Here is a 25,661-nt window from a genome sequence, read left to right as displayed (position 1 = left end):
TTGCGCGCGCAACGGAAGTGAACGCCGCGATTCACGCGAAAGATTTGACCGCGACCGTGGGCGCCAACCGGGTTGCCGCCGACGGCAGCGTCACGCCGATTACCGGCGAGGGGGCCGCACCTGTGGTAGCCGTGGATACCGGCGCGCTCGGCGGGATGTACGCCAACCGTATCCGTCTTGTTTCCAGCGAAAAAGGCGTCGGGGTTAACCTCGGGGATCTTAACGCCCGACAGGGCGATATTACGCTGGATACCAACGGTAAGCTGATGGTGAATAACAGCCTTGCAAGCGGTAGCCTGACGGCGAAGGCGGATAGCGTTGTCCTCAGCGGCGAACATAAAAGTACGGGAGCAATGCTGATCAACAGCCGTTCAGACGTGGCGGTAACGAACGGCAAACTGCTTAGCGACGGGGATATTACGCTTGCCGGTAATGGAAAGCTGAGCGTCGCTAACGGTACGTTAACGGCGGGTAAAAACATCAGCCTGAACTCTGGTTCGCTTACCGCAGATACCACCAGTGAGGTTAATGCGGCTGGCACCATTCAGGCTAACGTCGCAGGGGCTGCAAACCATGCGGGTAAGATGGTGGCAGGCAGCGGTATCTCTCTTTCCGCAGGCCAGCTCGCTAACAGCGGGAAAATGACCGCGAACGGCGATCTAAACGTGAAGGCGGGAGGTTTTACCAATAGCGGTGCGGTACAGGCGCAGAAAAATACCCGGCTCGATCTGGGCACGCTTAACCATACTGGTCAACTGCTGGCCGGCGGCGTGCTGGAGATCTCAACGGGGGATGCCTGGATTGACGGCATGCTCAGCAGCGATAGCGATCTGAGCGTTAGCGGTACTGGCGCGCTGAATATCGGGCAAAACGGGCAATTGTTATCCACCGGCAGGCTCGGGCTGCAGTCTGACAGCGTCATAAACAACGGGCTGGTCAGTGGGAAACAGAATCTCGCGCTCACCAGCCGTCAATTCAGCGCTCTTCAGGGGAGCACGCTGACCAGCGGGGGCAGCCTGCAGCTCAATGCGGGTGATGCGCAGATCGCCGGGGAGGTTCTGGCCCAGGGCGATCTGTCCTTCAGCGGCGACCGACTTACGACGCTGGCGAGCGGACAGCTTCAGTCGCAGGGCGATATGCTGTTGCAGGCGCATAACGCCGCCGGGCTGGACGGTGTCCAGGCTGCAAAAGGCAACCTGACGCTCGCTGCCGGCAGCTTAACGCATCGCGGTACGAGCCGCGGCAGCAACGTTTCTCTGCAGGCTAACCAGATTGACACCAGCGGCACCCTGCAGGCGGATAATGCCATGGCGTTGAGCGCCGAAACCATTGTTCAGCAGGCCGGAGGGGCGCTGCTGGCGCAGAAAACGCTGCAGCTTAATACCAGCCAGTTGACCAACAGTGGTTCGCTCGATAGCGATGCCTTAACGCTTGCCATTACCGGGCATACGGATAACCACGCGAGCGGCAAAATGACGGCCCGTAACGGGCTCACGCTGACGGGAAATACCTTCACCAACGACGGCCAGCTGGCTGCCAGCGCGCTGGCGCTGACGCTAAATAACGCCTTTACCAACACGGCCTCCGGAAGCGTGCTCGCCGAAAATACACTCGACCTGACCGCTCCAGTGTTCAATAACGCCGGGAGAGTGGCCTCATCCGCTCTGAACCTGAACGCGAATACCCTCGACAATAGCGGCCTGCTGCAGGGCGGGCAAACGTTGCAGCTCGCTTCCACAAGGCTGGCTAACCAGAGCGGGGGAAAAATCATCAGCGGCAGCGGGCTGACGCTGAATATCCCACAACTGGTGAATGCCGGGCTGATTTCGGTGAAGCAGGGGCTAACCATTGAAAGCCTGATGCTGACGAACAGCGGCAATCTTGAAGCCCAGTCGATGGCGCTGAAAGCGGGTCAGAAATTAAGTAATCAGCAAGGCGGCGTACTGCTGGCGGAAGCGTCGCTGGCGCTTACGACCCCGGCGTTTGATAACGCGGGCAGCGTTCAGGGCAAAACGCTGACGATTGACGCCGGGGAGTGGAGCAACGGGGGTCAGGCTTCGGGGCTGGACGATCTGTCGGTCAATGTCCGCGATACGTTTACTAACCTCGCCGACGGGCGGCTTGTCAGCCAGCAGACTGGCCGCGTGAACGCCGGGAAGTTTGCTAATTTCGGCGGCGTCACGGCAGACAATCTGCGCATTAGCGGCAACAGCCTGACTAACGACGGCTGGTTGCAAAGCGGCGGGGCGCTGGATCTGAATGTCGGCGCGCTGGCAAACGGGCTTTCCGGCACTGTTCAGGCAGGCAGCGGCCTGGCCGTTACCGTACAGCAGCTGGTTAATGCTGGCGCGATCTCCGCTCAGCAAGGCGCTGCCATTGATGCGTTAACGCTGGATAACAACGGGCGGATTGAAGCTCAGGATCTGCAGCTAAAGCTGCGCGAAAAGCTGAATAACCTGGCTGAGGGGATCCTCCTGGCCCAGCGCAGCCTGAAGCTCGCGACGCCGCAGCTCAGTAACGACGGACGTCTGATGTCGGAAAGCGCGACGCTGAACGCGAAGACGCTCGTCAATAAGGGTTTGCTGCAGGGGAGCGCGGCACTTGTCGCTGACGGTGAGCAGTTTAACAATGCCTCCGAAGGCGAAGTCGTCAGCGGCGGTACGCTGACGTTCAATGAGACCCTAGGGTTCAGCAACGCCGGTAAGGTGCAGGGCGAGACTATTGGACTGAATACCAGAAAGGCGGATAACAATGGCCAGATGCTGGGATTATCTGCGCTTAGCCTGAGCGGAACCGAAAGCCTCACCAATAGCGGTAATTTGCTCAGCAAAGGCAAACTGGGCCTTACGAGCGAGCAGTTGGATAACCAGGGGCAGATCGCGGCGCCCGAGCTGAACATCAACACCCGGCAGATGACCAATAGCGGTTTGCTACAGGGTGACCAGCTGTTTGGTTTTACCGCCTCCTCACTCCATAACCAGAAGCAGGGCAGCATTATCAGCGGCAGCGGGCTAAGACTTGCCATTCCCGACCTGATTAACGCCGGTTTGATTTCGGTCACCCAGGGGCTGGCTATCGAGGCCGCGACGCTGGACAACGCTGGGAACATCGAGGCGAAGGATTTACAGCTGACGCTGCGCCAGCAGCTGAATAACCAGGCGAAAGGTGTGCTGCTGGCAGATGATTCGCTTCACCTGTCGACACCTGAGTTCACCAACCGGGGGCAGCTGATTAGCCGCTCAGGCACGATAATCGCCAATACTCTGTCAAATGCGGGGTTATTGCAGGGAAATCAGGGGCTTTCCGTCAGCAGCCATACGCTGGATAACCTTTCAGGTGGTCAACTCCTGAGCGGCGGTGCGCTCACCCTGAATACCGTGCAGGGAGGGAACGCCGGACGTCTGCAGGGGGACACGGTTCAGATCGGTGCGGGGCGGCTGGATAACAGCGGCCAGGTGCTTGCTATCAACGGTCTGTCGCTCACCGCCGGGGAATTGAATAATACTGCAGGCGCAGAAATGAGCGGCAGCGGAGGTAGTTTACATGTTGATCGGCTGGTCAACGCCGGGCTGATTTCGGTCAGTCAGGGGCTGGCTATCGACGCGCTGACGCTAACGAATGGCGGCAATATTGAAGCAGGCAATCTGGCGTTAACGTCGGTACAGACGCTGAATAACCAGGCCAGTGGCGTACTGCTGGCAGACGATACCCTCTCGATTGACGCCGCCCGCGGTGATAACGCCGGGAAGCTTATCAGCAGCAACGCGCGTCTTGCGGTTAGCAGCTTAACAAATAGCGGGCTGATTCAGGGAAACCAGTCCCTCGGCCTGCAGAGCAGCCAGTTGAACAACATCGCCAGCGGCCAATTGCTGAGCGATGGTGATGTGGGACTTAATGTTGACCGTCTGGATAACGCTGGCCGGGTTCAGGGGAAAAGCCTGACGCTCGCGGGTGGACAGTCTGGCGGCGTTAACCGCGGACAAATGCTGGGCCGCGAGGCGCTGAATATTCTGTTCGCCGGGGCTTTCAACAACGACGGGCGTCTTATCAGCCAGAATTCCCTCAGCCTGAAAAGCGGGGCGCTTTCTAATACAGGGGTAATTGCTGCTGCAACCGTTAACATCGACAGCGCAGTGGGGCAGGCAAATAACAGCGGATTAATTCAGGCCGACGGCAAGCTCAGCTTCTCCGCCGCCTCATTGTCCAATCAAAAGAGCGGTTCGCTGGTAGCAGGCGATGATATTGCGCTGACGGTACCTGCGCTGATCAATGACGGGCTGATGTCGACGGGGAAAAACCTGCGCCTGGACGGGACTTCTCTTGATAACCGCGGTGGTCTGGAAGCACTGAATGTGCAGCTGAATTTGTCCGGTCAGGTAAACAACCAGCCTGAGGGGCATCTGTTTGCAGACGACCTGCTGACGCTTAACGCCGGAAGCTGGCGTAACGACGGGCAGCTTATCGGCAACAACGTCATTATTTCGTCCGGACGCGGGCAAAATAGCGGCCTGCTGCAGGGGGATATTGGTCTTAAACTTGCCGTTACCGGCCTCGATAACGATCAAGCAGGCAAGATATTAAGTGGTGGGCTGCTCGATATTACCGGCCAGCAGCTGAACAACACTGGCCTGATGCAGGGGCAGAACGCTCTCCTGCACGGCGTGGATTTCACTAATGCGGGTTCGCTGACAGGTAAAGGCGATCTGACGCTGAATGTGGATAATACCGCGACCATCAGCGGGCAAATGCTGAGCCAGGGCAAGCTGCAGCTTGACGCCAGTCAGCTCGATAATAGCGGTATTCTGGCAGCAAATACGGTTAGCGTGAGCACCGGAGAGCTGAACAATACCGGGACGCTGCAAAGCAATGGTGCTTTGAATCTCGTTGCAGACGCGTTCAGCAACGTTGGTACGCTTCTGGCCAAACAGGCGCTAAATCTCACGAGCGCAATGCTGACTAACAGCGGTGTGATTCAGGCCGACACGCTGACCCTCGCGGTAAAAAACGCGCTGACCAACCGGGACACGGGCAAAGTGCTTGCCACCCAGGCGCTGGCTTTTGACGGCAATACGTTAACCAACAGCGGCACGCTGGCGGCAGATAATGCGCACCTAGCTCTCGGGATCCTGAACAATAGCGGCCTGGTGCAGGGTAACAGTGGGCTGGCGATCCAGGGTCAAGCGGCACAGACCTCGGGCCTGAGAAGTGTTGACGCCGCGCAGACGCCTGCTGCCAAAGTGATTAATAACCTGATCGTCGGACAGCTGTTAAGCGGCGGCGATTTGACGATTGCCGGGGATAAGGGCGATAACGCCGGTACGCTACAGGGCCGGACGCTGAACGTTAAGGCCGGAAGCTGGAATAACGAGGGGACGCTGCTTGGCCAGCAAGGCGCGAGCCTGAACGTCAGCAGCACGCTAACAAACAGCGGAACGTTACTCAGCGAGGCCGGGTTTGATATTCGCGCAGGCGCTGTAGATAACCGCGGGCAGTTGGCGGCGGGTACGCTTAACCTGCAATCGGACAGCATCAGCAACAGCGGTTTATTGCAGGGTAGCGCTGCGTTGACGTTCGATACCCGGGCCCTGGATAACCTTACCGGTGGACAAATTCTGTCCGGCGGCTCGCTTAATCTCGATCTGCCGCAGTTTACCAACGGCGGGCTCGTTCAGGCGAGTCAGGATATGACGCTGACGACCGGCAGCTTTGACAACCTGGGCACATTGTCTGCCGGAGCGTTAAATCTTAACGTCGCGCAACAGCTGAATAACCAGAGCGGGGGCAAGCTGCTGGCGACCCGTCAACTTAGCAGCCAGAGCGCCAGCCTGACGAATAACGGTGTGCTTGCCGCAATGAGTGTCGAGCTTACCAGCGGCCAGATCGACAACAACGGCATCCTGCAGGGAGACAGCGCGCTGGCGCTGCACACGCCGCGGCTCAACAATCTGACGAACGGGCAAATTGTTAGCGGCAGCTCGCTGAATCTCTCCATCCCGCAGATGGTCAACCTGGGGCTGATGTCTGTAAAAGAGGCGCTGGTCCTTTCTGGAGCCACCCTGGATAACCAGGGAACGCTACAAGGGAGCCGTGTGGGGCTAAGCTTCACCGGCGACGTCGTGAACCGCGGCAATGCACGCCTGGTGGCACAAAAAGATCTGACCCTGAGCGCCGCCAGCCTTAACAACCAGGGCACGTTAGCGGGAGATTCGGTGAATATCATCACCAATCTGCTGACCAACGTCGGCTTGCTGCAGGGTAACAGCGCGCTGGCGCTGAACTCCCTGACGCCATCAACTCTGGTACTTAACAATAAGACCGGCGGGCAAATTATCACCGGCGGGGCGCTGACGCTTTCCCTGCCGCAGCTGACCAACCAGGGGCTGCTGCTTTCGCAGCAGGGGCTCACGCTTAATCTCGATAATCTCGACAACCAGGGCATCGTGCAGGCGCGCGATCTGGGCCTGAATATCGGCAACCAGCTGACGAACCAACAAAGTGGACGGCTGCTCGCTCAGCAGGGGCTGAACCTGACGGCCGCAAGGCTGGATAACGCAGGTCAGCTGGCGGCGAGTAATGCCACGCTGGCGGTCAATATTCTGAATAACCGCGGCGTGCTTCAGGGCGACGGCGGGCTGTCGATTACCGCCCCGACGCTGAACAACCTGACCGGCGGGAAACTGCTTTCCGGCGGACAGCTGACGCTTAAGGCCGGTCAGCTCGCGAATGGCGGGATAATGCAGGGGCAACGGCTCGGCGTGAACGCGAGTGGCTGGAACAACAGCGGCAGCGTACTCGGTACCGACGGACTGACCGCTCAGGTTGATAACCAGTTGACCAACACGGGTCGCCTGCTTGGCCAGGGGAGTACGCGCGTTGCTGCGGGGGCGCTGAATAACCAGGGCTCTCTGCTGGTTGACGGTGACCTGATACTGGACGGCGGCAGCCTGTCAAACGGGGGCAGCCTTCAGGGCAGTACCCTGACGGTAAATAGTGGTACGGTCGATAACGCCGGTTCCGTGATTGGTCTGAACGCCCTGACGCTTCAACCTCTTCAGGGGCTGACCAACCGGGCCGGTGCATCAATGAAAACGCAGGGAACGCTGCTGGCGGGTGGGCAGAGCATCACGAATGATGGTCTGTGGCAGTCGCAGTACCTGAAGGTTAACGCCCGGCAGTTACAGAACAACGGCACGCTGCAAAGCGCGGGAAATACGGATCTCGCGCTGACCTCCTCCCTGGTCAATACGGGCTCAATGGTGGCGAACGGGACGGCCACGCTCGGGGCGCCAACGCTGAAGAATCAGGGGCAAATGCTGGCGAAGAAGATGTCGCTGTCGGGCGGTTCGCTCAGTAACAGCGGCAGCATCAGCGGTGCCGATGGCCTTGGCGTCACGCTCAGCGGCGATCTTGACCAGCAGGCGGGTGCGAAGCTGTTAAGCAACGGCCTGCTCAGCATGGGCGCCAATATCCTGACCAACCTCGGTCATATCCAGGGGAGCACCCTGACGCTGAATGCCGGTAGCCTGAATAACCAGGGCCGCATGGAGGCGAATACCGCGCTCAACGCCACGCTGCGCGGTAACGTCGATAACGGACGCAATGCCGTGATGCTGAGCCAGGGCGCTTTCCAGCTGGGCGCACAGACGCTGAATAATGACGGTACGCTACAGGGGAACGGTAATACGCAGCTTGACCTGCGCGATCGCGGCAGTAATCAGGGGCAGTTACTCAGTGGTGCAACGCTAACGCTGAATACGCCGGGGCTGACCAACAGCGGCTGGGTGCAGGGCTTTGCGCTGTGGCTCAACGCCGGTTCGCTGAAAAACAGCGGTACGGTGCTGGCACAGCAGCAGGGAACGCTCGGTGGTAATTATATTGTAAACAACGGCATGTTGCAGGGCGCGAACCTGACGGTTAATCCGGGCCAGCTCGATAATAACGGTTCGGTATACGCCACCCAGAATCTTGGGATTGCCGCCTCGCAGGTCAATAACGCTGCTGCTGCCCGGATGCTTAGCCAGGGTAACCTGGCGATTAACGCCACTAATACCGGCCTTCAGGGGCAGGTTGTGGCGCTGGGGGACCTCACCCTCGCGAGCAAGGCTTCCTATAATCAGCTGACTACGCTGGCCGCGGGGAATACGCTGTCCGTCACCAGCCAGGGCGATATCACGACCAATGGCCTGATGCAGGGCAAGGGGATACAGCTTTCCGCTGCGGGTACGCTGAATAATAACGGCCAGCTGCGGGCGGGCTATGGCGAAAGCCAGCTTAGCGCAGGGCAGCTAAACCTGAATGGTACAGGCAGCGTCGAGGCGGGCGGTACGCTGCGCCTGAGCAGCCTGAACGGTATTAATAACGCAGGGTTTGTCGGAACTGCAGGCGATCTGATCGCCAGCGCCGGAAGCACGCTGCTGAATAGCGCTCTGCTGTACGCGGGCAATAATATGAGCCTGCTGGCGAACAGCATCCGTAACGCGCGCGGCGATATTCTGGCCGGCAACAGCCTGTGGATGCAGCGCGACAGCGCAGGTAACGCTAGCGCGGAGGTCGTGAATACTTCAGGCAGTATTGAAACCCAGCGTGGCGACATTTCAATCCTGACCGGGCATTTAGTAAACGAGCGGGATGGGCTCAATGCAGCCCAGAGCGAAACGAATATCGCACCGTCCTGGGTTAAGGGTGGAACGGCGGATATTCCTGTGGACTGGATTTCCTCTTCCGGTACCGGCAAGTACGGTATTTATGTGACGGAAGGACAGAGTTATCACGGCCACGGTGACGACTGGAGCGAAATGCTTGGCAACTATGCGCCTTATGAAGACGCGGATGTTCAAAAAGTTGCCGTTAAAACCGTTTCGGTATCCGTGAGCGCGAAGGGGCAGCAGTCCCGCATTGCGTCCGGCCGAGACATCATCGCCCGGTCTGATAACGTTGAAAATATGGCGTCGTCGATTCTGGCGAACAGAAATATTCAGCTTTCAGCAAGTACCTTAAATAACCAGTCATGGCTAAACGGCACGTCGACGGTTTATAACGTTTATCGCTATGGGGTAGGCGATAAATATGCCCGCAGACCTGATGAGACCACGCGAAGCTATGACAAGCTGGTATCGAAGTCGATTAGCTATGTTCTTGACAGTGTGACCACTGAAGGGGCCAGCGGAGACGTTTATCGCGCCGTTATCCAGGCCGGCGGCGCGGTAGTCGCCAGCTTCAGCAACAATATCAGCAATACCTCCACCACGGCGAACGCCCCGGGCTATAAGCCTGGCCTCAGTGCCCCCGGGCTGAACCTGTCTGGCGGCCCGACCGTTGCGTCTGGCGCTAAGGCCACCGGACTCGGCGCGGCAAGCAGCCAAAGCGTTGCCGCACCGCAGGCGACCATTAACCTGCCCGGCGGTGGGAGTGGCATAGGTAATGCGGAAGTGCTCACCAGCCGCAATGCCGGTAATAACGGTCTGGCATCGATTGATAACCGTCCCCAGAGCATCGGCGATTTTGGCCAGGCAGGCGGCAAGCTGGCTGACGTTCACCTGCAGGCTGCAGGCTTAACCTCCCAGAACGGTGCGAACGGTACGCCGGTTGATTTGACCGGGACCGGTGCAGCCCTGGTGGTTCCCGGCAGCGCGGGTGGCAAGCATACGACTATTGCCAGCGATACCGTAGCGCTGGCGGGGCAGAAGCAGTCGGGAACAAGCGGAACGTCCGCGCTGGCTTCCCGCGATAAGATCGGTGAAATCGCTGCGGTAACGGCTCAGATCATTTCGCTTTCCAGCGGCGGGAAAACGCCTCCGCCACCGGGTTATAACTACCGTCCTGTTTCGCTTACCGATATCTCGTCGGTTGCCCCAGCGCTGACCAGCAATGGTTCGCCGATTAAGCTGAGCGACTATCCGCTACCGGCCAACAATAACGGCTATTTTGTGGCAAACCGCGATCCGAAAAGCCCGTATCTCATTGTTACCAACCCGAAACTGGCGGGTTTAGGGCAACTGGATAGCAGCCTGTTTAATGATTTGTACAAGCTGGCCGGGACAACGCCGCCTTCGGCGCCGCAGGAAACCCGTACAACCTATACCGATACCACGCAGTTCCTGGGGTCGGATTATTTCCTGGCGCGTCTGAATCTGCGTCCGGAATATGATTACCGTTTCCTGGGCGATGCGGCCTTCGACACCCGCTACGTCAGCAATCAGATCCTGAACGAGACCGGTAGCCGCTACGTTAACGGCGTGGGCTCCGACCTTGAGCAGATGCAGTATCTGATCGATCGCGCCGCTCAGGCCCGTGACAAGCTGGGGTTACAGCTCGGCGTCAGCCTGTCGGAAGAGCAGGTTGCCTCGCTGGATTCCAGTATCCTGTGGTGGGAAAACACGGTGATTGAGGGACAAAATGTCCTCGTGCCAAGGCTGTACCTGTCGGCGAAGGACGTGGCGTTTAACAAAGGGAGCATTATCGCCGGAAATCAGGTGATCCTTAATGCTGGCAGCATCACGAATGACGGCAGTACGCTGCAGGGTAAAAGCCTGCTGGCTGCCAGCAGCCAGAGCACAATCAACAACATCAATGGTGGCCTGATCGGTTCCAGCGGAAGCCTGCAGCTTAGCGCCCTGGGCAATATCAATAACGTGGGGTCAACCATCAGCGGGCAGACGGTTAGCCTTGAGAGCGTGGGGGGCAGTATTGTTAACCAGACGCTGACCAACCAATGGAATATCTCGGGTACCACGAACGGATGGAACAGCCAGGCCGTCTCGCTGACGCAAACCGACCTGGGCGCGCTTGCTTCCATCAAAGCGACGGACAGCCTGACCCTGAGCGCCGGGAAAGATATCATCAATACCGGCGCTAACCTCAGTGCTGGCGGCGATATGTTGCTAAAAGCGCTGGATGATATCTCTGTTACAGGGAATCAACTGGTGACGCGCGACCGTTATGGCCGCAATCTCAATGAGACCGTCACCAACCAGGGCAGTACGGTCACCAGCGGAGGCAACCTTGGCCTGCAGGCAGGTTACGATCTGAACGTTACGGGCAGTAATCTGACGGCCGGAGGCAGCGCTGCGCTTTGGGCGGGGAACGATCTGGTGCTGGATGTGGCGCAGAATAGCCGTCACAGCCAGACCGCGAAAACGGATTCCCTGAAGACGGATAATACGCGTACGGTCATTAGCGCTGGCGACGATCTGACGCTGGCCGCAGGCCGCGATCTGCGCAGTAACGCCGCGGCGCTTGCCGCACAGGATCGCGTGGGGCTGCAGGCCGGACGGGATATCGATCTGCTGGCGGCAGAGACCACAACCAGCGACAAATACAGCGCGAAGAAAAAGGTCGAGATCAACCAGTCTGTGCGCCAGCAGGGAACGGAGATCGCCAGCGGCAGCAGCACCACAATCATTGCGAACCGTGATGTTAATACCCAGGCGGCGCAGGTCACAGCACACGGGGATATTGGCGTGGGCGCAGGGCGGGACATAAATCTCGCCACCGCTACCGACAGCGATTACCACTACAAAGAGCAGACCAAAACCAAAAAAGGGTTCCTGAGCAAGAAAACCACCCACACCATCGAGGAGAACAGCGCGACGCGTGAATCCGGCTCATTGCTGAGCGGCGATAACGTGCAGGTGGTGGCGGGTAATAACCTGCTGGTGAACGGTTCCGCCGTGGCGGGCGATGGCGACGTGAAGCTTAAGGCGGGCAACAACGTCGATATCGTGGCGGCCACGAACAGCGATACCTCCTGGCGCTTTAAGGAAGAGAAAAAATCCGGCCTGATGGGCTCGGGCGGGATTGGTTTCACCATCGGCAGCAGCAAAAGTACCCAGGATCTCCGTGAGAAGGGCACCACCCAGAGCCAGAGCTTCAGTACGGTGGGCTCGACGGGGGGGAGCGTTGATATTGCCGCCGGTAATCAGCTGCATGTCGGCGGCGCGGATCTGGTGGCTGGCAAAAATATGGCGCTCACCGGCGACAGCGTGACGATCGAGCCGGGTCACGACAGGCTCACCAGCGATCAAACCTTCAAGCAGAAAAGCAGTGGCCTGACGATTGCCCTCTCCGGCGCAGTGGGTGACGCGGTGAACACTGCGGCCAGCACGGCAATGGCGGTGAAAGACCAGAGCGATGGCCGTCTCGCCGCACTGCAGGCGACCAAAGCGGCACTGTCGGGTGTTCAGGCCGTGCAGGCCAACCGTCTCGCTGAAGCGGCTAACGGCAGCGATCCCACCAACAATGGCGCGTTCGGCGTGATGGCCTCCATTGGCGGACAGTCCTCTAAATCCACCTCACACTCGGAGCAGGACAAAACGACCGGCAGCACGCTGAATGCCGGGGGTAACCTCGCCATCACGGCGACAGGTCAGGGCAACGCTGCCAAAAGCGGTGATATTACCGTGGCGGGCAGCCAGCTGAAGGCTGGCAAGGATCTGACGCTCAATGCGGCTCAGGATATCAACCTGACGAGTGCAGCCGACACCAACAAACTGACGGGCAGTAACTCCAGCAAGGGTGGCTCAATCGGGATCGGTATTACCGCCGGTCCGAATGGCGCGGGCATCACCGTCTCTGCCAGCGTAAACGCCGCCAGAGGCAGCGAAAAAGGCAATGGAACCTCCTGGAACGAAACGACGCTGGATGCCGGACAGAACGTCAACCTGACCAGCGGCCGCGATACGGTACTTAAAGGCGCGCAGGTCAACGGCGATAAGGTCACGGCGGATGTCGGGCGCGACCTGACCATCAGCAGCCTGCAGGATAGCGACAAATACAACAGCAAACAGCAGAGTATGAATGCGGGTGCAAGCTACACCTGGGGAGCGGGCAGCGGTAGCGGCAGCTTTAGCATCAGCCGCGACAAGATGAAGAGCAACTACGACTCGGTCCAGGAGCAGACCGGGATCTTCGCTGGCAAAGGCGGCTTTGATATTAACGTTGGCAACCATACGCAGCTGGACGGTGCGGTGATTGCCAGCCGTGCTGATGCAGACAAAAACCGCCTTGAGACCGGTACGCTGGGCTTTACGGACATCAACAATAAGGCGGAGTATAAGGTTGAACATCAGGGTGTCGGCTTCAGCAGCGGCGCCGGGGTTGCGGGTAATCTGGTTAGCAACATGGCCAGCACAATGCTGGCAGGAATGGGCGGTAGCGGCCATGCTGAAGGGACCACGCAATCAGCGGTAGCCGACGGTGCTATCATTGTTCGCGACCAGGCTAACCAGAAGCAGGACGTCAGCACGCTCAGCCGTGACACTGACCATGCCAACGGCAGCATCGACCCGATCTTTAACAAAGAGAAAGAGCAGAAACGCCTGCAAACCGCGCAAATGATTGGCGAGATCGGCAATCAGGTTGCGGATATTGCGCGCACCAACGGCAAGATTGCGGCCACGGAAGCGGCCAACGAGAAGATGAAAACCGCTGGGAGCGATGCGCGTAACGCCGCCATCAGCCAGCTGAAAAAAGACGGTAAAGAGGTTACCGATCAGGCGATTCATGACCAGATGTACCAGACCTTCTATAACGAAGCGTTTAACCAGTCTGGCATGGGAACGGGGCAGAGCACCCAGCGCGCCATCACGGCAGCAACGGCGGCCATTCAGGCGCTGGCAGGTGGCGATATTAAAGCTGCGATTGCGGGCGGTGCCGCGCCGTATATCGCCAATGCCATCGCGAATGCCATCCCGGAGAAGGATCTTAAGGGACGCGTGCTGGCCCATGCGGTTGTCAACGCCGCACTTGCAGCCGCTTCCGGCAGAGATGCGGCGTCGGCCGCAGCCGGTGCAGCGGTGGGTGAGCTTGTTGGCAAAATTGCGGTAGACAAGCTGGCCGGTAAGATTGCGGTTGACGGTTTTGGCAAACAGGTCAGCGAACTGAGCGAGGAAGAAAAACAGACGGTATCTGCGCTGGCGACACTGGCTTCTGGCCTGGCTGGCGGGCTTGTCGGAGACAGCAGTGCGAACGCGGTAGCGGCGGCTCAGGCGGGCAAGACGACGGCTGAGAATAACTCGATGGCCGGGGATAAAGGCCGGGAGTCGCTTAAAGAGAGCAAGGAATGGTGGAAGGACCAGATCAGGGACAAGCTGGGTAAGAACACCGTTTCCCAGATTGCGAATGGTCTGGTCAATGTTGCTGCTGAAACCGGCGACTTAGCCGTGCTGGGCGGCGATACAGCGTTTGATATGGTAGCAGCGTTAACCGCCTGTGCGACAGGGGATAGCTACTGTAGCCAGGCGCAGAGTGATATTGCGAAGAAAGATGCAGCAGCAGCGAAAGTACTGGATAGCATCATGAATGGTGATGCGTGGGAAGGCATCAAGACGACTGTTGTGAAAGCCTGGAATGGTGACCAGAAAGCGCTGGAGAATGTTGCAGGGGTATTATCTGGCGCTTTGATACCGGCGAAGCTTCTTCCTTCAGGAAGCTCGACGGCAAAAGTTATTGTTAAGCCCGTTGCACCCAAGGGCGGAGCCGGTGGAAACTGGAATGTGCTGGATGAAATAGTCGATCCAAATGTGGTGAAACAATCAACGCCAACGGGTTGTGGCGGTGCTTGCGGTGAAATGATGCTGAAAGATAGGAATATCTTTGTTGATCAAACTCAAATAGGTACTGGACTGAAAAGCCCTGAACAGTTAGCTAGAGATTTGGCTAAAAATAGTGGAAGTAGCTGGAGTGGAGGATTTGTTGGTTTTGAAGCCTATGATGCTTTGAACAAAACAGGTTCATGGAGTGCAATGATGTGGGATCAGGGTAGCAAAATTGGGCATTGGGTTGTTGTTAAGGGTACAGATAGTAAAGGAAATGTATCTATCTATGATCCGTGGAAAGGAACCAGTTATAAAATGACAGATAAAGAGTTTAAAGGAACCTGGAATGGAAACGCCGTCTTCAACCAGTAATTCATTATATATAAATGATATTTTATATTCGGAAGAGGATAGGAAAGTCATTTTGTATTTTAACTGCATTGATAATAAAGAAATTTTCTCAGCAGAAGTGAAAAAAGTTGGGGAGATAAAGGTGGTCAGTTCTGACGAGTTGCACTCGTTCTTAATGAAGTTTATGCCTTATGAATCTTCAATTTTTAATAAGTTGCATAAAATAATATGGGATTACATTGAAGGCAGGAAAGTAACCTTCCCGATCCAATTAGTTCCCTGAATAGCAGTAAGATCTCGGCCACATCGCCGGGTATGTTATTACAACCAGTCGTGGGGATTATCCTGTGATCGCTTGCTAGGAAATATTTTGGTCAACTAGCAAAATACACATCAGGACAAAACGTTCTTGTGCCGGAAGTACAGCAGGCGAAACAAATTGTAAGTCACTGAAATAAAATGAAAAATCATGTGTATCGCAGCAATGTGCACCGGAACGAGTTGTTGAGAATAACTATCTTAGCAACCAACAACGTTCTGAGCGGGATAAAGAGTTTGATGCCTGTAAAGGTAACACCTCATGTCAGTTGAAAGTCGGTGCTAAATGGGATGCTATTGATATCGGGCAGGAGGCCGCCTACGGGGCTGGTATGCTGGTTGGTGTTCCTCAGGGGATTAGTGATTCCGTCGAGAGTTTATCGAAAGCCGTCACAAATCCTGCCGCCACTTATGATGCGATTAAGCAATTAATCACGAGCGACGACATGTCCAGTACGATGTCGGATGCCGTTAAACAAAGTTATATTGATCGTATCAATCTGATGGAATCAGAGTATCAGAGGGCAGGTGCGGGAGGTGCGTACAATGCAGGTCTTGAGGCGTGTAAACTCATGTCCGATCTCATTACTGCTGTCGCCGGTGGTGTTGGTGTTGCAAAAACAGGTACGGCTCTGACAGAGAAGATTGTTGCAAAAGTCACTTCCAAAGTAGACAAAGTTATTCCTGAAAATCCGTCGATCACATGGACTGCAGGCGATGGCGAGTATTCAGTAAAACCGGGTAAGGATATTAAAGATGTAGAGTATCCTGGCGGTCAGTATGGCGGAAATTCGCTGCCATATAAAACCAGTACAGAGAAGGGCATGACGACAATCACTTATCCTGATGGGATGAATATCAGAATTGATCAACCAAAACATCTGGCAACGGTTGATGGGTTTACGCAAAAGAGTGGGATCTCAGGTGGGCATAATGCTGATGCGTTTTATGATACCGTTAAAAAATATGGCGTAAAAATCGTAAGTGAGAAACCTACAAAAGTTAAAGATATTTCTGAAGTTGAATACTTAGCTCCTACCAAAGATCGCGCGGGGAATTTAACTGGAGAATATAAACCAAGTCCAGTAAAGAAAACTATCTATGATCCGAAAATATATACTGGCAAAGTAATGTTAGATCTTGGGCAAGAGGCTGCAATGAAAGGGTAAAGAGATGCAATGCGCAATGGTCAGTCAGCATATGATGCTACAGCTGGCGGGTTGAATTTTAGAGTTTATCTCGAAAAAAAATACAGGTCGAGTCACAAACTTTCATCCCAAATAGGATTAAATGAATGAAATTTTTATTTGATTTACCTTATATAAAATCAGACCCTTACGTGGTTATAAAAACTTACTTCGACCTCATGTATAATGATGGTGTTTTCTTGATGTCTATTGAAAGTATTATTAAAAAGCATTCATTTATAAGAGATGGGGTTTACTGCTTCTTTCCTGATATGGAAAGTTATGACGAAAGTGAACATTTTGAAGGTGTTGAATTTGCTGTTGGTTATCCTCCCTCTGAAGCAGATACTACTATCGTTAGTGAAGAAATCTGCTATCACTACGTACGACTTGCAAGTGAAAAGTATTTGCGGCTTCACCCGGAAGATACGGAAAAGGTAAATAGCTTACTTGCTCGGCTACCTGTGTGAGTACAAATCCTGCCAACTGTCCGCGGGATTTTTTTGCCCTGCATTTTTCACTTCCAGACAAGATGTGTTTTTGGAGTACCGCCGTCCGTGACGGTACTCCAAAACGGCCAGGTCACGCAATCCTAAAGCATCAGATGGTGGAACCGCTTTTAGGCCTGTAAACGGTAGGGAGTACTTCGATAATTTGAGGTGATGAATGGATGTAATATCTCTTGCTGGGAAACAAGCTCAATTAACCATTGATGAAAATGAATTATTGATCCTGAATTCAGCTTTAAATGAAATCTGTAATGGTATCTCTGTTCCTGAATTTGAAACCAGGATTGGGGCTTCTAAAGAAGATGTCTGTGCCTTACTTAATGATATAGGCCAGATTTTAAACAATATGATGGCTTGAGAAGATCCCGGCTCCTGCGGCGTTTTTTTTTCGCAATACTGTTTGGAAATATCTGAACTCATCCCGGGAGGCTATTTTACGATAGCCTGCTTCTCACCTCAAAATCCCCATACCCGTCGCAAGATTGTATCTTGCCTGATTATTCTTTTCTTTTAATAAGTTAGCGTGAGTATGAAGTTGTATTTTTAACGCAGTGCTAAAATATAGAGTCGTCATTTTTTAGACAGTGAATCTGATACGAATCCCCAAAATGTTATTGTTGAGAATAACTATCTTAGCGTGCCTGAGAAAACTGAGCTTGAGATAGCAAAACAGACGCTTAAAAACAGGAAAGATCCGGCAGAGTGCGAAAAGGCGCAGCCGAAATATGATGCATTGATTGAAAAAGATATTGCCAGCGATAAAGACGTTATTGATGCCTGCGGTAATGGTAACGCGGGAAGCTCAGCGTGTGCTGGTGCAAGACTAAAAGCCATTGCCTCAAAAGAGGGGTATGAAGATGGCCCTTATAACTCGAAATATAGCCAACAGTACGCTGATGCGTATGGGCAGATAGTCAATCTCCTTGATATCACTAGTGTTGATGCACAGAATCAGCAGCAGGTGAAAGATGCCATGATTAATTATTTCATGGTCACCAAAGGGGTTGATCGTCAGACCGCAGAAAGCTACACCGAAACGAAGCAGGGTCTGGAGATCATTGCGGCTTCGGTAACACCAATTTTGGGTTCTGCTGCGGCAAAACAACTAAGTAAAGTTGTTGATGCCAATCTAAAAGTCGTAGCCAGGGGAAATGTGGACGGAGTGAAGTTTTCTGACACCAACCAAGGTATAAGACCTTCACAGTTAGCTGATTTCAATAAACCGACGCTTATCAATGATGTTGTGCAGGCCAAGATAGACAAGCGGCCGGATAAAAACCTTCCCAATGGGAATATGGGAACAGCTCATGCAGAGGTAGGTGTAATTCAGCAAGCTTATGAAAAAGGAATGACTAACGGCAAAGATATGCTTATGTCGGTAAGTGGGGAGAAAGTTTGCTCATGCTGTCTTAGCGATATAAAAATTATGGCTGAAAGATCAGGGCTTAAGTCGTTAACATTATTTGAAGAAACTACTGGTAGGACCTTATATTGGCAGTCAGGAACAAAGGGCTTCCGCGTAAAAGGAGCTAATGATGAATAGGTTGCTTGTTTCATGGTCGATATCACAAAAAGGTGGTACGAAGAAGCCTGATTGCTGGGAAGATATTGTTAACTTATTAGCCAAAGTTCGTTTATTTAGTGGTTGTGTAACCGTCGACAGATTAGACTGCGAAGGTTATTTAATCTCAGAAGTACAAGTAAGAATGGAAAAAGGTTTCTATCTGGTTACGTTTTTGAACGAAGATGATGAGGTTATGTCAATTACTGATTTAACACAACCAGATGAAAAAGTGTTAATTTTCGGAGATTACTGGCCAGCAAGTCAGCTTACAAAAAATTATGATCTTGTTGTCAGGATCTTTAGGGAGTTCTTCGATACTGGCAATGTATCAAAGGAACTTCTTAATTGAAATATAAATCCAAGATTTCGGCGTCCGCAGTGATGCTGTAGTTTGCTTATATGATGGTGGCGCGATAGACCTTGTGTCACGGCAGGGCGGTAGCGTCTGTGGCCCCAAAAACGCTTAACAGCGCAAAAATCCTGGGCATAAAATACAACAGGGAAAAGCAGTTGTAAATAACTGAAAATAAAGGGAAAAGTTGTTTCGGTGGCTGAGTTCGCACCGGAAAGAGTTGTTGTTGAGAATAACAACCTTGCCAGCGTTCTGGCAGCTGCAAATGCTGTAAAATCGGGAACGACAGAAAAATGGCAGGCAGAGCAGCAGGCCGCGATTAAAGAAGCCGGCAGCGGAGGCACACCGGTATCCTGCCAGATGGCGATGGCGGCTATGGGAACAGTGTTGTACGGAGGCATTCTTCCTGAAGCAATAGTGATTTCTGGTGTAATCAGCGCCGGAGCTGTGGGTGGTGTTGATTATGTGATGAATGGTTCCGTTGATCCTAAAAACGTTATTGCTGCCTACTGGAGCGGTGCTTTAACCCGTTATACTTGATTTGAATCAACAGTTCTTATCAATGCTGATAGCAGCGCCATCGTAAGCTACTTGGATGGAAAAAATCCATTCCTTTACGGAACTATCGGTGGTTTGGGTGGAGCAATTGGATATGGAGTAGGTAATAAATTAATAGAACCGATATTGGGTGAGGTTGTTAACCTCATGTGGAAATCTTTACAGTGGGAGGATATTGGATATGGTATATCTCAGCCTTATCGATTGAGTCCAGTGCCTGGGATTGTTGGAGCTGCAGGCGGCGGCGTTGCAGGTGAAGTATTTAATGTGGTGGTAGACCCATCTACTCCTGCTAATAACAAGAAAGGAGCAGCAAAATGAACGAAAAAAGATGGCTAATATCTTTTATTTTGATTTTGCTAACGCTGATCTTAACAATGGATATTATTGCTTTGCTAACTTATTTTTTTGCAAAGGCCTATCTCTATTTCATTCGTAATATCCCTTTTGAGATAAGTCTTTTTGAGTTAGTGAGGATTATTAAGGGCGCATCGTTGGGTGGGGTTATTGTTGGTGTAGGTTGCTGGTATATTTCGTTTAAAAAATATTAGTTGTTGCTGAGAGTAAGTTTTTAAGCTGAAATGAGGAAAAAACTTTCGATAAAGAAATGGCAGTCTGTCTTGAATCTGGCGAGGGATAGTCGCGATATCCAGTGCTTATAATCGGCTAAAATTACATATTAATGTTAGCGCGAATCTTCTGAAGAACTCTGTCCGAGAAATATAATTGGAATATTTTCGGTGGGCTCTGCGCGGCGAGTCGATTATGATCCTGTAAAAGGTATCCATATGAATGATAGAGATTATACAAAGGGGCAGGAAATGGTGTTAAGCAAGTAATACTATTTGAGGTAATGGAAAAACCATTAAGGCTTAAATAAATGAACAGGTAGATCTCATGAGTTTATTCGAAGAGTGTAAAGAAGCTCTTAGTGCTGATTTCACTATCATTGATAAAGAAGAAGAGCGAGTAACTACTATTCTGGAAGGGTATCCCTTTGTTAGCGGAAACATATCTTGGTCTGAAATAAGCTTTAGAGACTTTGAAACAAGTGATGAGTTACTCTGTCAATCCTGGCTAAAAAAAGAAAATGTTTATGTCATTGCAGATGATGCAAATATACCTATATTCAGAACAAATTTGAGATTAGTGCTTGAAAATATTTATGATGTCGCGGCATTGTCACCAAAAATGTTCATTTTTAATGAAAGTATGATTTTGCAACCACTATTTCCAACCGATGCACTTCGGCTCGGGACTAGATAGCGGTGTGGTACCGTAAACCAATTACCAGTAATAGCAGGTGTTACAGTAGGTGGCTATCTATCTGAGAGAGCAGGAAAAGCAGGCGAAGATTTTGCCAGGGGAAAACTGAAATGAAAAAAATACTTTTTTCCTTTCTTCTTTTTTTACTTATCGGCTTCTGAGCAAAAACAATCGCTTAATTGATTTTGGTTAGTATAAAATATCGCACTAAGCAGTATTGAAGAAAGTTTTTACATCATTTGCTGAGTCATTTCTCTCTAAACCTAACGGCTCTAACAGTCCCGACCTCATATCCTGGCCCTTCAAAAAGGACTAATCAAATGATTTATCTGCTGTTAGGAATTGCGCTGTTCGCATTTTTCATCGGAACTGTCGTGTTTGTCCGTTTTAGTAAAATGACGGGAAGAAGCGTTCAGTCACCTCTTACCACGATGTTTTTCTTTGATGCGCTTTTTTTTGGTCTGGGTAGTAAGCGAGACATGAACATCGCAGCATCTTCATTTATCGTCTTTCTAGTCAGTATCTGGGGGTTAACCTATTTAAAATTAAGCCCCCATTTTTGGGGAAGTCGCGAAAGTTATATTGCTTTTGCGATCGCCGGAATTTTATTTCTGATTATGCATTGCCGCTATTGTGCAAAAAATGTCGTTATCAAAAATGATGGCCTGGCCTCCATGAGAGAGTTGATTAATATCCGGCGCTCCGGCCTTACCAGCCGCTTTATATGGTTAAGCAGGGCCGGGTATCTGGGGTTCTTTATTGGCATGCTTCACTGAAGCGAGATGCGAAAAAACAGCCTCCGTGCCCATTGAGACTACCCCAGCCTCTCCACCCGCGTCTCCCCTTCCGTCATCGACAGCTGATACAGCGAAAACGATCGCTGCTTCTCAATCAACGTCGCCAGCTCCGGCGAGTGGCTGGTGAGCCAGATCTGCGAGTAGCGGCTGGCCTCGGCGATTAAGCTCGCCAGGGCGGGCAACATCTGCGGGTGCAGGCTGTTTTCCGGTTCGTTCAACGCGATAAACGCCGGTGGGCGCGGGCTGAGCAGCGCTACCGCAAGGCACAGAAAGCGCAGTGTGCCGTCGGAGAACTCTGCTGGTTCCAGCGGTCTGCTCAGCCCCTCGCGCTGCATCATCATGCGAAAACGTCCGCCAGTGTTGTCGCTGTAAAACACGCAGCCGGGGAAGGCCTGATCGAGGATGCGCATCAGCAGCAGCTCGTCACCAATCTCGACGATGGTCTGAAACGCGGCCGCCAGGTTGGCGCCGTCGCTCGCCAGCACCGGGGAGCGGAAACCGACCTGCGGGGCGCGCATCGCCGAGCCGATTGATACAGAAAACTCATGATAAAAGCGCCAGTTACGCAGGGACTCGCGCATCTGCGACACTTCCGGGTAAAGGTGCGGTTCGCCGAGCTGTCCGAATACCGATTCGTTCTCGTACAGCGTGCCGCTGTGGGTCACCTTCTCGTGATGCACGTTGTTCAGAAACACCGCCTGGTTCCTGCGCTTCATCAGCTGTGACGAAGGTCGACGGTGCTGGCCGCTCAGCCAGAGAGATTCTTCTTTGATCACCGGATCGAGCTGAAACTGCGACGGGTAGGGCAGCTTCTCCACAAACCCGACCTGCAGCTCGTATTCGTAGGTCTCTGTTTCCACCGCGAGGTTCATCCGCCGCAGCTGGTCGCTGCGGGTTTTGCCTGCCCAGAACACCTTCAGAATGCCGCCCTCGTTCGCCAGCGCCTGGGAAAACTGCCCCTGGGCGGCGCTGTGCATCAGGTGTATCGCCTTGTAGATATTGGATTTTCCGGTGCCGTTCGGCCCGAAGACGATGTTGAGCTGCTCCAGCTCCAGCGACATCTCGCGGATGGATCGGTAGTTTTGAATGTGCAGGGTGTTGATCACAAGCAGGCCCCTTTAGCAGAATAAGCCTGTATATAATCACAGCCTTTGAGATGAAATGCAAAAAAGAGACGACAGTGAGGATGTCGTCTAAACGGGGTACTGCTTTGGGCCTCTGTGGGTCAATGGGGCCTTCGCATTTTTTTCATCACTTGACTGCCAGACGCAGACCCAAATCATCAGGATAGGGATCAAAGTAGTTTTGCGTCATCAGATACCGGTCGGGGTATTCGGCCAGGTAGTGCTTCAGCAGCGTGATCGGGGCGAGGATAGGCAACTGTCCGTTGCGATAATGCAGGATCACGTCGCGCAGCTCGCCGCGCTGGCGGGTGTTCAGCTGGTTACGAAAATACCCCTGGATATGCATCAGCACGTTGGTGTGATTCTTACGCGAAGCGGGTTTTTTCAGGATGGTCATCAGCTTTTCCCGGTACGCCACGAAAAAAGCGTCCAGGTCTTCCCACTCGTGCAGCGAGGCAACGAACGGGCCGATTTCACGGTAACCCGCCTGATGGTGCGCCAGCAGCTGGAGCTTATAGCGGCTGTGGAAGTCCAGCAGCGCGCGGCGCGTGAGGCCATTTTTACGCAGCGCGTTCAGTTCGTGCAGGGCAAAAACACGTTCGACAAAGTTTTCACGCAGCACCGGATCGTGCAGGCGTCCGTCCTCTTCAACGGGCAGCCACGGCCAGGTTTCAAGGAGGGCGGCGGTGAACAGCCCGACCCCCTCCTTGCGGCCCCGGTTGCCGTTTTCATCATACAGGCGCACGCGCTCCATGCCGCAGCTTGGAGATTTAGCACAGACGATAAACCCGGCGAGATCGCCGATTTTCGGCAAAAAATCTGCCGTAAAGTCCGCCATTTTCTGCGTAACGTCTTCGTGAGGCGCGTGGCTGAAGCGCATCTGCGTTTCACCGCTGGTGGTCATAATCAAACGCAGCGCAGGGCGAGGCGTCGGCAGGCCGATGGCCATTTCCGGACAGACGGGCCTGAAGTTCACCCACTGGGCCAGCTCATCCATGACGAAGATCATACGCTTGTGTCCGCCGTCAAAGCGAACGGCGGATCCGGTCAAACATCCGCTAATACCGAGCACAGGTTTCGTTGTCATGGTGTGGTCCTCCCGTTCATATAATTAAAACTTACACAACATGACTAATTTGTCCAAGTATTCGCGGAACTATTTTTTTAATTCCTTTAAAATCAATGCGTCTTAGCTGCCCTTATAGGTCGAGTAACCGTACTGGCTCAGCAGAAGCGGGATGTGCAGCTTCTCGTTGGTGCGCGTCACGGTAAACAGCACCGGGATCTCCGGGAAGAAGGAGTCCAGCTTTTTGCCGTGGAAGTACTCAGCGGTTTTGAAGGTCACTTTATACACGCCAGGCTGCATGTCCTGATCCTGCGGATAGAGCGATTTGATGCGTCCGTCATGGTCGGTTTTACCGCTGGCAATCGGGGTCCATTTGTCCTGCTGCTGCTTCTCCAGCGTAACGCTCACGTCTGATGGCGGCATCCCGGTTTGCTGGTCGAGAATGTGGACGCTCAGCGTACCGGCAGGGGCGCTAAAGGCGGCGGGGGCAAAGGCCATTGAGGCCAGGATCAGCAGAGGGGCAGTTTTTTTCATGGTGTTTTCCTGTGGAGTTATTCGTCACAGGAAAACGTTAGCATTTGCGGCGCGGGAAAATATTCAACTTTTCGTGAAGATTCCCGCAGGAGAAAATGATCAGAGGATAATCACTTCAAGCGATACCTGCTGCTGCCACTGCTCCACCTGCTTTTTCCGCCCGGCGGTGAGTTTACCGCTGGTGACCAGCAGCCATTTTCGCTCCGGGAAAATGTCCGGAGCCAGGGCGTCTGGGGGAACTGGCAGAATGTCGATGCGGTGGCCCTGCCCGGTGCGCGTTAGGGCTTCGAGCCAGATCTCGCACGGGTCGTTCAGGTGCCAGCCGCTAAGCAGAATGTTATCGCCCGGCGCTTTTTTATCGCCTTCGAGGCAAAACGAGGTATAGGCGATGATGATGCCGTCGAGGATCGCGCGCAGGGTCATGGCGGCGGCCACGTTAGCCGAGACCTGGCGGCGCAGCGGGCGCAGCACGTTCGCGACCAGCTCCGGCCTTGGGTATTCGCGCCCGGCGTCGTAAATCATCTGGCGCAGGGACTCGACTTTGCCGTCCTGCAGGCGTTGCAGCATGTTCTGCTGCAGGGTTTGCCAGTTGTTGGTTCGGCCCGGCGTCGGGCGTTCCAGCAGCGGTTTGACCTGGCCGATCGGGACGCCTTTTTTTACCCAGTCGAGGATTTTGAGCGCCTGCTGGACGTCCTCATCGCTGTACTGGCGGTGGCCGCCTTCCGTGCGCTGTGGCTTGAGTAAACCGTAGCGACGCTGCCACGCCCGCAGGGTGGTGGCGGTGATGCCGCTGAGTCTGGCGAATTCGCCGATGGAGTAAGCCATGTCCGTGTCCAGAGTGGAGGAATACTCTCAATATACTACGAATTTTCCCGAACGGGATGAAGCGCCGAAACGGTGCACTACACTTAACATCCAACCGTGCAAATGAAAGGAATTCTCATGAAGCTATGGCCTGTTGTGACCGGTGTTGCGATTGCTTTGACGCTGGTCGCCTGTAAATCCCCCACGCCGCCGAAAGGCGTGCAGCCTATTACCCACTTTGACGCCAGCCGCTATCTCGGCAAATGGTACGAAGTCGCCCGTCTGGAAAACCGCTTTGAACGCGGGCTGGAGCAGGTGACGGCGACCTACGGCAAGCGCAGCGACGGCGGTATCAGCGTGCTTAACCGGGGCTACGATCCGATGAAGAACAAGTGGAACGAGAGCGAGGGGAAAGCGTACTTTACCGGCGAACCGACCACGGCCGCGCTGAAGGTCTCCTTCTTCGGCCCGTTCTACGGCGGCTATAACGTGATCAGACTGGATGACAAGTATCAGTACGCGCTGGTCAGCGGCCCGAACCGCGATTACCTGTGGATCCTGTCGCGCACGCCGACCATCCCGGATGCAGTGAAGCAGGATTACCTGAATACCGCGCGCAGTCTGGGCTTCCGGGTTGACCAACTGGTGTGGGTGAAGCAATAAAAATCGTGCTTTCTTCCTGGGGCATTACTGGCTC

Annotated in this window: 17 protein-coding genes; 13 read left to right on the top strand and 4 right to left on the bottom strand. The window is 53.7% G+C overall.

Annotated elements, in window-relative coordinates; translation table 11 throughout:
- Nucleotides 1-17 precede the first annotated feature (17 nt).
- From HMPREF3143_RS26120 to HMPREF3143_RS16265, 12 genes are all read left to right on the top strand, one after another.
- Nucleotides 18-14,906 (top strand): hemagglutinin repeat-containing protein, encoded by a 14,889-nt coding sequence (locus tag HMPREF3143_RS26120; RefSeq protein WP_217628556.1) that lies wholly within the window; start codon nucleotides 18-20, stop codon nucleotides 14,904-14,906.
- A complete protein-coding gene (locus HMPREF3143_RS16305; RefSeq protein WP_045337177.1) occupies nucleotides 14,881-15,168 on the top strand; it encodes a hypothetical protein in 288 nt (95 codons plus the stop codon). Before HMPREF3143_RS26120 ends, HMPREF3143_RS16305 begins: the two co-directional genes overlap by 26 nt.
- A gap of 304 nt (nucleotides 15,169-15,472) precedes the next feature.
- The gene (locus HMPREF3143_RS16300) at nucleotides 15,473-16,372 is read left to right on the top strand and encodes a CdiA family toxin C-terminal domain-containing protein (RefSeq protein WP_070533669.1); all 900 of its coding nucleotides are present in this window, start codon (nucleotides 15,473-15,475) and stop codon (nucleotides 16,370-16,372) included.
- A 125-nt stretch (nucleotides 16,373-16,497) separates the two neighbouring features.
- Nucleotides 16,498-16,860 carry a ribonuclease toxin immunity protein CdiI gene (cdiI, locus tag HMPREF3143_RS25040; protein WP_084832191.1) on the top strand — a complete coding sequence of 121 codons (363 nt, stop codon included), beginning with the start codon at nucleotides 16,498-16,500 and terminating at the stop codon, nucleotides 16,858-16,860.
- A 196-nt stretch (nucleotides 16,861-17,056) separates the two neighbouring features.
- A complete protein-coding gene (locus HMPREF3143_RS16295) occupies nucleotides 17,057-17,257 on the top strand; it encodes a hypothetical protein (RefSeq protein ID WP_070533666.1) in 201 nt (66 codons plus the stop codon).
- A 279-nt stretch (nucleotides 17,258-17,536) separates the two neighbouring features.
- Complete coding sequence (locus tag HMPREF3143_RS25035; protein WP_175441124.1) at nucleotides 17,537-18,442, top strand: cytidine deaminase-like fold-containing protein; 906 nt, start codon at nucleotides 17,537-17,539, stop codon at nucleotides 18,440-18,442.
- Nucleotides 18,432-18,812, top strand: coding sequence for a DUF6911 family protein (locus HMPREF3143_RS16285; RefSeq protein ID WP_227156939.1), 381 nt, complete (start codon nucleotides 18,432-18,434; stop codon nucleotides 18,810-18,812). The genes HMPREF3143_RS25035 and HMPREF3143_RS16285 overlap by 11 nt, the downstream gene beginning before the upstream one ends.
- A 198-nt stretch (nucleotides 18,813-19,010) precedes the next feature.
- Nucleotides 19,011-19,355, top strand: coding sequence for a hypothetical protein (locus tag HMPREF3143_RS16280; protein ID WP_059359042.1), 345 nt, complete (start codon nucleotides 19,011-19,013; stop codon nucleotides 19,353-19,355).
- A gap of 51 nt (nucleotides 19,356-19,406) precedes the next feature.
- Complete coding sequence (locus HMPREF3143_RS25765) at nucleotides 19,407-19,694, top strand: hypothetical protein (protein ID WP_127341631.1); 288 nt, start codon at nucleotides 19,407-19,409, stop codon at nucleotides 19,692-19,694.
- Nucleotides 19,691-19,924 (top strand): hypothetical protein, encoded by a 234-nt coding sequence (locus HMPREF3143_RS16275; RefSeq protein WP_070533664.1) that lies wholly within the window; start codon nucleotides 19,691-19,693, stop codon nucleotides 19,922-19,924. The genes HMPREF3143_RS25765 and HMPREF3143_RS16275 overlap by 4 nt, the downstream gene beginning before the upstream one ends.
- A gap of 346 nt (nucleotides 19,925-20,270) precedes the next feature.
- Nucleotides 20,271-20,639: a CDI toxin immunity protein gene (locus tag HMPREF3143_RS16270; RefSeq protein WP_070533662.1), complete on the top strand. Its 369-nt coding sequence runs from the start codon at nucleotides 20,271-20,273 to the stop codon at nucleotides 20,637-20,639.
- Between the two features lie 320 nt (nucleotides 20,640-20,959).
- Nucleotides 20,960-21,415 carry a hypothetical protein gene (locus HMPREF3143_RS16265; protein ID WP_045414818.1) on the top strand — a complete coding sequence of 152 codons (456 nt, stop codon included), beginning with the start codon at nucleotides 20,960-20,962 and terminating at the stop codon, nucleotides 21,413-21,415.
- Between the two features lie 38 nt (nucleotides 21,416-21,453).
- On the opposite strand, the gene HMPREF3143_RS16260 is transcribed toward HMPREF3143_RS16265, so the two are convergent.
- From HMPREF3143_RS16260 to HMPREF3143_RS16245, 4 genes are all read right to left on the bottom strand, one after another.
- Nucleotides 21,454-22,542 carry an AAA family ATPase gene (locus HMPREF3143_RS16260; protein ID WP_070533660.1) on the bottom strand — a complete coding sequence of 363 codons (1,089 nt, stop codon included), beginning with the start codon at nucleotides 22,540-22,542 and terminating at the stop codon, nucleotides 21,454-21,456.
- A 145-nt stretch (nucleotides 22,543-22,687) separates the two neighbouring features.
- Entirely contained in the window at nucleotides 22,688-23,647 is a 960-nt protein-coding gene (locus HMPREF3143_RS16255) for a YbgA family protein (RefSeq protein WP_070533658.1), read from the bottom strand.
- Nucleotides 23,648-23,749: 102 nt separating this feature from the next.
- Complete coding sequence (gene uraH / locus HMPREF3143_RS16250; protein WP_008500117.1) at nucleotides 23,750-24,160, bottom strand: hydroxyisourate hydrolase; 411 nt, start codon at nucleotides 24,158-24,160, stop codon at nucleotides 23,750-23,752.
- Between the two features lie 99 nt (nucleotides 24,161-24,259).
- Nucleotides 24,260-24,985, bottom strand: coding sequence for a MerR family transcriptional regulator (locus HMPREF3143_RS16245; protein ID WP_008500116.1), 726 nt, complete (start codon nucleotides 24,983-24,985; stop codon nucleotides 24,260-24,262).
- Between the two features lie 117 nt (nucleotides 24,986-25,102).
- Here HMPREF3143_RS16245 and HMPREF3143_RS16240 point away from each other — a divergent pair, with 117 nt between their 5' ends.
- Nucleotides 25,103-25,627 (top strand): lipocalin family protein, encoded by a 525-nt coding sequence (locus HMPREF3143_RS16240; protein WP_070533656.1) that lies wholly within the window; start codon nucleotides 25,103-25,105, stop codon nucleotides 25,625-25,627.
- Nucleotides 25,628-25,661: the final 34 nt, after the last annotated feature.

The sequence above is a fragment of the Enterobacter sp. HMSC16D10 genome, from assembly GCF_001807145.1.
GTDB lineage: Bacteria > Pseudomonadota > Gammaproteobacteria > Enterobacterales > Enterobacteriaceae > Enterobacter > Enterobacter roggenkampii.
The sequence above is the reverse complement of the archived record's forward strand: the minus strand, read 5'-3'. Positions and strand labels throughout refer to the sequence as shown.

What these genes read in the sequence shown, in the direction of transcription:
- HMPREF3143_RS16240 (WP_070533656.1), top strand. Translation starts at nt 25,103, where the DNA reads ATGAAGCTATGGCCTGTTGTGACCGGTGTTGCGATTGCTTTGACGCTG.
- uraH (WP_008500117.1), bottom strand. Translation starts at nt 24,160, where the DNA reads ATGAAAAAAACTGCCCCTCTGCTGATCCTGGCCTCAATGGCCTTTGCC.
- cdiI (WP_084832191.1), top strand. Translation starts at nt 16,498, where the DNA reads ATGAAATTTTTATTTGATTTACCTTATATAAAATCAGACCCTTACGTG.
- HMPREF3143_RS16255 (WP_070533658.1), bottom strand. Translation starts at nt 23,647, where the DNA reads ATGACAACGAAACCTGTGCTCGGTATTAGCGGATGTTTGACCGGATCC.
- HMPREF3143_RS16245 (WP_008500116.1), bottom strand. Translation starts at nt 24,985, where the DNA reads ATGGCTTACTCCATCGGCGAATTCGCCAGACTCAGCGGCATCACCGCC.
- HMPREF3143_RS16265 (WP_045414818.1), top strand. Translation starts at nt 20,960, where the DNA reads ATGATTTATCTGCTGTTAGGAATTGCGCTGTTCGCATTTTTCATCGGA.
- HMPREF3143_RS16270 (WP_070533662.1), top strand. Translation starts at nt 20,271, where the DNA reads ATGAGTTTATTCGAAGAGTGTAAAGAAGCTCTTAGTGCTGATTTCACT.
- HMPREF3143_RS16305 (WP_045337177.1), top strand. Translation starts at nt 14,881, where the DNA reads ATGGAAACGCCGTCTTCAACCAGTAATTCATTATATATAAATGATATT.
- HMPREF3143_RS16275 (WP_070533664.1), top strand. Translation starts at nt 19,691, where the DNA reads ATGAACGAAAAAAGATGGCTAATATCTTTTATTTTGATTTTGCTAACG.
- HMPREF3143_RS16295 (WP_070533666.1), top strand. Translation starts at nt 17,057, where the DNA reads ATGGATGTAATATCTCTTGCTGGGAAACAAGCTCAATTAACCATTGAT.
- HMPREF3143_RS16285 (WP_227156939.1), top strand. Translation starts at nt 18,432, where the DNA reads ATGATGAATAGGTTGCTTGTTTCATGGTCGATATCACAAAAAGGTGGT.